The 7,568-nt window shown below is 71.5% G+C and carries 7 protein-coding genes, 1 pseudogene and 1 riboswitch; of the genes and pseudogenes, 7 read left to right on the forward strand and 1 reads right to left on the reverse strand.

Translation table 11 applies throughout. The features are described from left to right. Positions 1 to 254 precede the first annotated feature (254 nt). A complete protein-coding gene (locus tag IJH84_RS19135; RefSeq protein WP_295147002.1) occupies positions 255 to 2,129 on the reverse strand; it encodes a propionyl-CoA synthetase in 1,875 nt (624 codons plus the stop codon). A 417-nt stretch (positions 2,130 to 2,546) separates the two neighbouring features. Between IJH84_RS19135 and IJH84_RS19140 the strand changes: the two genes are divergently transcribed. From IJH84_RS19140 to IJH84_RS19170, 7 genes and pseudogenes are all read left to right on the forward strand, one after another. Continuing rightward, complete coding sequence (locus IJH84_RS19140) at positions 2,547 to 2,771, forward strand: hypothetical protein (RefSeq protein WP_295147005.1); 225 nt, start codon at positions 2,547 to 2,549, stop codon at positions 2,769 to 2,771. A 408-nt stretch (positions 2,772 to 3,179) separates the two neighbouring features. Continuing rightward, complete coding sequence (locus tag IJH84_RS19145; protein ID WP_200070815.1) at positions 3,180 to 3,785, forward strand: CDP-alcohol phosphatidyltransferase family protein; 606 nt, start codon at positions 3,180 to 3,182, stop codon at positions 3,783 to 3,785. Positions 3,786 to 3,976: 191 nt separating this feature from the next. After that, positions 3,977 to 4,360, forward strand: coding sequence for a glycine cleavage system protein GcvH (gcvH, locus tag IJH84_RS19150; RefSeq protein WP_200070734.1), 384 nt, complete (start codon positions 3,977 to 3,979; stop codon positions 4,358 to 4,360). Positions 4,361 to 4,475: 115 nt separating this feature from the next. Then, positions 4,476 to 4,937 (forward strand): glycogen accumulation regulator GarA, encoded by a 462-nt coding sequence (garA, locus tag IJH84_RS19155; RefSeq protein ID WP_200070733.1) that lies wholly within the window; start codon positions 4,476 to 4,478, stop codon positions 4,935 to 4,937. A gap of 538 nt (positions 4,938 to 5,475) precedes the next feature. Beyond that, entirely contained in the window at positions 5,476 to 5,952 is a 477-nt protein-coding gene (locus tag IJH84_RS19160; protein ID WP_200070732.1) for a bifunctional nuclease family protein, read from the forward strand. Between the two features lie 340 nt (positions 5,953 to 6,292). Next, the gene (locus tag IJH84_RS19165; RefSeq protein ID WP_200070814.1) at positions 6,293 to 6,823 is read left to right on the forward strand and encodes a MerR family transcriptional regulator; all 531 of its coding nucleotides are present in this window, start codon (positions 6,293 to 6,295) and stop codon (positions 6,821 to 6,823) included. A 138-nt stretch (positions 6,824 to 6,961) separates the two neighbouring features. After that, positions 6,962 to 7,063: riboswitch (glycine riboswitch) on the forward strand. A gap of 167 nt (positions 7,064 to 7,230) precedes the next feature. Then, positions 7,231 to 7,568, forward strand: a pseudogene (locus IJH84_RS19170) (glycine dehydrogenase (aminomethyl-transferring)); the annotation flags it as partial.

Genomic DNA, 7,568 nt, shown 5'->3' on the forward strand with positions numbered 1-7,568 from the left:
ACCGGGATCACCTGCTGCATCCGAGATCCCTGCGCCGCACGTGCGGATGGTGCGGCGCCCAGCGCGCCCGCCGCGACGGCGCCGCCGAACAGGGCCATCGCCGCACGCCGCGGGAACTCGATCGGGAAGTGGTTCATCGGCTCGCTCCCGGCTCGGAAGATCGTGGAGACCAAAGGTATAGACCACGATCCGCCGCCGGGAGCGGCCGAACGGACGTATCGGGCACCGAGCCGGCCCGCACGATCAGCGCAGGCTCACTCCCGCCGACCGCGCAGCGCTCCGCGCAAGCCGTCCAGCACCGCCGGGTCCTCGATCGTCGAGGGAACCTTCGCGTCGCCGGTGTCGGCGATCTCGCGCATCGACTTGCGCAGGATCTTGCCGGAGCGCGTCTTCGGCAGCCCGTCCACCACGTCGACGTCGCGGAACGCCGCCACCGGCCCGATCTGCTCGCGCACCGCGGCGACCAGCTCCGCGCGCAGCGTCTCGTCGTCGATCTCCACGCCGGACTTGAGCACCACGAATCCGCGCGGCACCTGGCCCTTCAGCGGGTCGTGCACCCCGATCACCGCGCATTCGGCCACCGCCGGGTGCCCCGCCAGCACCGCCTCGATCGAACCCGTCGACAACCGGTGCCCGGCCACGTTGATCACGTCGTCGGTGCGTCCCATGACGAACACGTAGCCGTCCTCGTCGATGTAGCCGCTGTCGCCGGTGCGGTAGTAGCCGGGGTAGCGGGACATGTACGACTCGTGGAACCGCGCGTCGTCGTTCCACAACGTCGGCAGCATCCCCGGCGGCAGCGGCTGCTTGATGCAGATCGCGCCCTCGGTACCGGCCGGTGCCTGCTGCCCGGACTGGTCCAGCACCCGGACGTCGAAACCGGGCACCGGCACGGTCGGCGAACCCGGCTTGACCGGCATCGGCTCCAGCCCGCGCAGGTTCGCGCAGATCGGCCAGCCCGTCTCGGTCTGCCACCAGTGGTCGATCACCGGAATCCGCAGCCGGTCCACGGCCCACTGGTACGTCTCGGGATCCAGCCGCTCGCCTGCCAGGAACAGGGTCTGCAGGCTGGAGATGTCGTAGCGGTCGAGCTCCCGCGCCTCCGGATCGACCCGCTTGATCGCGCGGAACGCGGTCGGTGCGGTGAACAGCGCCTTCACCCGGTGCTCGGAGATCACGCGCCAGAACGCACCGGCATCCGGCGTGCCCACCGGCTTGCCCTCGTAGACCACCGTGGTCGCCCCGGCCAGCAGCGGCGCGTACACGATGTAGGTGTGCCCGACGACCCAGCCCACGTCGGAGGCCGTCCAGAACACGTCGCCGGGCCCGATGTCGTAGATCGCGCCCATCGACCAGTGCAGCGCCACCGCGTGCCCGCCGTTGTCCCGCACGACGCCCTTGGGGCGGCCGGTGGTGCCGGAGGTGTAGAGCACGTAGAGGGGATCGGTCGCCGCGACCGGCACGCAGTCGGCAGGTTCGGCCGTCGCGACTAGTTCGTCCCAATCGACGTCGTCCGGGCCGAGCTCGGCGGGGGCCTGCGGCCGCTGCAACATCACCACACCGCCCGCGGGCCGGTGCTCGGACATCCGCAGCGCCTCGTCGACGATCGGCTTGTACTCCACCACCCGATTCGGCTCGAGCCCGCAGGAGGCGGCCACGATCACCGCCGGCTGGGCATCGTCGATGCGCGCGGCGAGCTCCTTGGGCGCGAATCCGCCGAAGACCACCGAGTGCACCGCCCCGATCCGCGCGCAGGCCAGCATCGCCACCAGCGCTTCCGGGACCATCGGCAGGTAGATGATCACCCGATCGCCCTTGCCGACACCGCGCGAGCGCAACGCGCCCGCGAACCGCGCGACCCGGTCCAGCATCTCCTGGTAGCTCCAGCTGAGCTGCTCACCGGCCATTGCGGAGTCCCAGATCACCGCGGTCCGCGCGCCGTGCCCGTCCCGCACGTGCCGGTCCAGCGCGTTGAAGCAGGTGTTGAGCACACCGTCGGCGAACCACCGCCCGGAATCCGCCAGCGCCCGCTCCGGTGCCCGGTCCCATTCGATGCCGCGGGCGGCATCGAGCCAGAACCCGTCCGGATCGGACAGACTGCGCCGGTGCGCGTCGGCGTAGGCGCCCATGACCACGACCTCCCACGTGCGGCTGTTCAGGTGCCGAAGTCCTACCGCACGGCACCCGTTCGCGCCAACAACCTGCGGCCACCGGTCGGAATACCCGCCGCCGCGCGCCGTGTTGGGCGGGTGGCACCGCACCCGTGCCGCCGTCCCCGGCGAGCGTCCACAACGGACCGCAGGAGTCCCCGGACTGCGGCGGCGAGCGGGCCTCGCGACGAGCGGTCCTCCCGCTTCGCCCGCGCCGAACCGGTGCGCGGACCGGCTCGTGCAGCTCGGCGCCCTCGCCCGCCCGCTTGGCGCGACACGCCCGGAACTGCGCGAATGACCGGTGATCCATGGAACACAATTCGCCGGGAGGGGAGGCGGCGGAGCTAACGCGGGATGCGGCGCGACCGACAACCGTGATGGAGGTGCCAGGTAGTGATGAGTGCGGATACGACGGTGCGCGAAGCCGGGCCGGACGGCTCCGGTGGGGCCGGTGAACTGCCGACCACGCCGAGCAGCGTGGTGTGGAGCCGCGGCCACTCGTTCGTCCTCGAAGGCGTGGGCGGCCGGGCGCGCTGGGCCGGTGTCGACGACCGCGGCCGCGCCCGCTTCCTCACCGATGCCGAGCTGCAGCGGCGCGGCTGGAGCCACGCCCGTCGCTGAACGGAGCCACCCGCGCACCCGGCTCGGCGCAGCCACGGCCGCCACGGCCGGTGCCGGGGGCGTGTGGCACCCTGACGCGAGTGGACGCCGAGCGTCCATCGGGCCGGAGGCGCAGGTGAGCGCCGTACGGCGGATCGCACAACCGTGTCAGGGAGGGCTGTGGTGCAGGACGCCGACGGCACCACGGCCGGACCGCGTGGCCGGGGTGGGGCGCAGGATTCGGTGCCCCCGGAACCGTCCCGGCATCCGGCTCCGGACCGATCGGAACCGGGCGAGCACCCCGAGGCGTGCGAGCATCCCGAACCAGGCGAGCACGCGGCGCAGCCACCGGCGGACGACTCCGCGCAGCGACCGGCGGACTCGTCCGGTCCGGATGACGCCGAAACCGCAGCCCCGCCCGATCCCGGCATCGCGCACATCAAAGAGGTCGCCGCGAACGTCTGGGACGACCCCTGGTTGACCTGGCCGAACCTGCTCAGCGTGCTGCGCCTGGCCGGTGTCCCGCTGTTCCTCTGGCTGCTGCTGGGGCCGCAGCAGGACCTGCTTGCCCTGCTGGTGCTGGTGATCAGCGGGGCCACCGACTGGCTCGACGGCAAGCTCGCCCGCTGGCTGAACCAGTACAGCCGCGTCGGCGAGCTGCTCGACCCGGGTGCCGACCGGCTCTACATCGTCGCGACGCTGATCGCCTTCGTGCTCCGGGACGTGATCCCGTGGTGGGCCGCGGTGGCGCTGATCGGCCGCGACGTGGTGCTGACGCTGTGCTTGCCGGTGCTGCGCTGGCACGGGTTCGAGCCGCCCGAGGTGCACTACCTCGGCAAGGCCGCGACCTTCTGCCTGATGTACGCGTTCCCGCTGTTGCTGCTGGTGCAGGAGGACTTCGCGTTCGAGCAGGTCGTGCGCCCGCTGGCGTACGCCTTCACCGGCTGGGGCGGCGTGCTGTACGTGTGGGCCGGTGTGCTGTACCTGATCCAGGTCTTCGCGACCGTGCGGCTGGCCAGATCGAACCGGACCTGACAGCGGCGCACCCGGCCGCGGTGCGCGTGCACTGCCGGTGTCACCCGCGCTGCGGAGTTGATCACGTCGCGGCTGCCTTGCGGTCCGCTGCGGCCTCGACCTAGGCTCGCGGCGCCCGCGGCGATCATCGCGGGTGAGGCGGAGGCGCTGCGAAGTCCCGCCGGCCGAGCGACCAGGAAGGCGGGACCCAAGTGGCCCCGGAAGGGATCAAGTACACCGAAGACCACGAGTGGGTGCTGCGCACCGGCGAGGACACCGTCCGGGTCGGCATCACCGACTACGCCCAGCAGCAGCTCGGCGACGTGGTGTTCGTCCAGCTGCCCGATGCGGGCGAGGCGGTGCAGGCCGGTGGCGGCATCGGCGAGGTGGAGTCGACCAAGAGCGTCTCGGACATCTACGCCCCGGTCGCCGGCGAGGTCGTCGCCCGCAACGAGCGGCTCGACGAGCAGCCCGAGCTGGTCAACTCCGCGCCGTTCGGCGACGGCTGGATGCTCGAGATCAAGCTGGCCGACCCGGCGGCGCCGGACGCGCTGCTCGGCCCGGAGGACTACCAAGCCGTCATCGACCAGGCATGATCGTCGATCTCCGCACCGCGGCCGGATCGTTGTGGGACTCCCGCGTCTGCCACCTGGAACGGCGCGGTACGTTGGAACGCACTTGCACGACCCATCCGCGCAGAGGAGAGCTCAGGTGAGCCAGAACGACGGGCCCGGCGGCGTTCCGCCGGAGCAGTCACCGGAGACCACCTCGGTCTTCAGGCCGTTCCTGTCGGAATCGGAGAGCACCGAGAGTGCGGCTCCGGAGCCTGCGGCCTCCGGAGTCGACGCGCTGCCCGCCGGGTCCGCCCTGCTGGTGGTCAAGCGCGGCCCGAACGCGGGGTCGCGATTCCTGCTCGACCGGGAGACCACCAGCTCGGGTCGGCACCCCGACAGCGACATCTTCCTCGACGACGTCACCGTTTCCCGTCGCCACGCCGAGTTCCGGCGCGAGGGCAGCGACTTCGTCGTCGTGGACGTGGGCAGCTTGAACGGGACCTACGTCAACCGGGAACCGGTGGACACCTCGGTGCTGGCCAACGGCGACGAGGTGCAGATCGGCAAGTTCCGGCTGGTGTTCCTGACCGGGCCGATCGACGGCGGCCAGGGACGCTGAAGGTCCGCGGCCGTTCCGCGACGGGGCGGCGTCCACGGCGCCGCCCCGACGGCATCCGAGGCGATCGTCCGATCGCGGCACCGGAGGCGATCATCCGATCGCCGGGTGCGGAGCCGCCGGTCCGCCCTCGCCCGATGCCCTCCGCGAGGCTCTGACCAGCGGTTGGCCGTTGGGGCTGCGGTGTATCGTTGCTGTGGGCGTCGTTGCGCTGCAGCAACCGGCAGGGCGCGGGAACTCCCCGTTCGCCCGGAGCCCGCAGCGGGCGAACGATCTCGGCAGCATCGCGAACGGCACCGGCGAGCGGAACCGGAGTCGGTCGACGAACAAGGGCCTGCACCGGCGGCACCGGCGTTCGCGCGCGGTCCGGCGAGCAGGCGGTACGAACCGGAAAAAGCCGTTCAGCGAGCGGAAAATCCGGCCGGAGGCGATGGCCAGTGGTAGGCGTGTCCGCCGTATCGCGGGTAGCGTCGGAGGCGTCGGTGCGCGATCCTCGACCAAGGATGTCACGCTTCGGCGCGCTGGAGGAGGCGATGAGACGATGAGCAGCGAGATGCGCGTCGTCGGCGTGCGAGTGGAACTACCAGCCAACCAGCCGATTCTGCTGCTGCGCGAAACCGACGGTGAGCGGTACTTGCCGATCTGGATCGGATCGGTGGAGGCCACCGCGATCGCGCTGGAGCAGCAGGGTGTGCGGCCGGCCAGACCCCTGACCCACGATCTGCTCAAGGACGTCATCGGCGCCCTCGGGCGGGATCTGGAGCAGGTGCGGATCACCGATCTGCAGGAGGGCACGTTCTTCGCCGAGCTGATCTTCGACGGGGACGTGCGGGTCTCGGCCCGCCCGAGCGACTCGGTCGCGCTGGCGCTGCGGGTCGGGGTGCCGATCCACGCCGACGAATCGGTGCTGGACGAAGCCGGGCTGATCATCCCGGACGAGCAGGAGGACGAGGTCGAGAAGTTCCGGGAGTTCCTGGACTCGGTCTCGCCGGAGGACTTCCGGGGCGCGGATACCTGACCGCCCCGGTGCGCCACGACGGCTCCCGCTGCCGAGAGGCACGGGAGCCGTTCGCATTTCCGGCCCGGTGGCGGGGAATTCCCGGTGGGGTGTCCGCCCGGCGGGGGTGCGTCCGCGCGTCGCGTTGACCCGCCCACGGGGTGGGCTTACCGTCGTTGCAACGCGAATTGCTCCGATGTGATTTTCCAGGTCGGGCGCTCGCGGCCCGGTCGCGGGAGCTCCGGGGCGGCAGCCGCCCGGTGCGGTTCCCGGTGGTTCGCCGGCCCCGGTGGCCGGACGAGGGGAGGCAGGCGTGGTGGAGCGAGCACCCGGCGAAGATTCCGCGCAGCAGCCGGAACCGATGGCCGACCCCGCGTTGCCGGATCCAGCGCTGCCGGATGAACTCGTCGGCTACCGCGGACCCGCGGCCTGCCAGATCGCCGGAATCACCTACCGGCAGCTCGACTACTGGGCCAGGACCAAGCTGGTCGGCCCGTCCATCCGCAGCGCCGCCGGTTCGGGCTCGCAGCGGTTGTACTCGTTCAAGGACATCCTGGTGCTCAAGGTGGTCAAGCGGCTGCTGGACACCGGGGTCTCGTTGCACAACATCCGGCTGGCGGTGGAGCACCTGCGCGGCCGCGGGGTGCGCGACCTGGCGAAGATCACGTTGTTCAGCGACGGCACCACGGTCTACGAGTGCACCTCCGCGGAAGAGGTCGTTGACCTGCTGCAGGGCGGGCAGGGCGTGTTCGGCATCGCGGTCAGCGGTGCGATGCGGGAGATCACCGGCACCATCCACGAGTTCCCGGCGGAAAGAGCCGACACCGCCGACCCCGAAGAGCCCGTCGATGACGAGCTGTCCCGCAGGCGCCGGGACCGGCAAACGGGCTGAACCGGTTCGGCGGCCCCGGCCCGGGGATTTCGCGTGGACACGGTGCGTGCGCAGCGCGTCCGGTGCGTGGGACGTTCGGACGCGACGAAGATCGCACCGGTCGGCGCTCACTGGATCGGGTAGGGTGCGAGGCATCGCAGACCCCGTGCGGGAGAGTCCGCCGGTGATCCGGTCGCCGGCGGCGCCGAAGGAGCAAACCCTCCCCGACAACCTCTCAGGCGGCTGGACCGCACGGGCGAGATACCTCTGGAAAGAGGTGCCACCGGACGAGGTGGCGCCCGCCGACGGTGCAAGTCCGGTCCGACCGGGCGAAGCTCTCAGGCGTTCGCGATGCGGACAGTGACAGAGGGGGAGGGCAGCACACAACGCTGCCGCCCTGTGTCCGCTGCGATGAATGAGGTGTGGCGATGACGACCGAAGACCGGATCCCGCTGGCCGCCCTGGAACACGGAACCCCGTTCGCCGACCGCCACGTCGGGCCGCTGCCCGCCGAACTGGCCCGGATGCTGGACGTGATCGGCGTCGGCTCGCTGGAGGAACTCGCCCAGTCCGCGGTGCCGTCCGGCATCCGCGAGCGCGACCTGCACTTGGCGCTGCCGGAACCGGCGACGGAAGCGGAGGCGCTCGCCGAGCTGCGCGAGCGCGCGAGCCGCAACCGGCCGCACACCGAGATGATCGGGCTCGGCTACCACCCGACGATCACGCCGCCGGTGATCCGCCGCAACGTGCTGGAGAACCCGGCGTG

The organism is Saccharopolyspora sp. (genome assembly GCF_017434145.1).
GTDB lineage: Bacteria > Actinomycetota > Actinomycetes > Mycobacteriales > Pseudonocardiaceae > Saccharopolyspora_C > Saccharopolyspora_C galaxeae.

Coding starts and splice junctions, on each gene's coding strand:
- IJH84_RS19135 (WP_295147002.1), bottom strand. CDS start 2,129: ATGGGCGCCTACGCCGACGCGCACCGGCGCAGTCTGTCCGATCCGGAC.
- IJH84_RS19140 (WP_295147005.1), top strand. CDS start 2,547: ATGAGTGCGGATACGACGGTGCGCGAAGCCGGGCCGGACGGCTCCGGT.
- IJH84_RS19160 (WP_200070732.1), top strand. CDS start 5,476: ATGAGCAGCGAGATGCGCGTCGTCGGCGTGCGAGTGGAACTACCAGCC.
- IJH84_RS19165 (WP_200070814.1), top strand. CDS start 6,293: ATGGCCGACCCCGCGTTGCCGGATCCAGCGCTGCCGGATGAACTCGTC.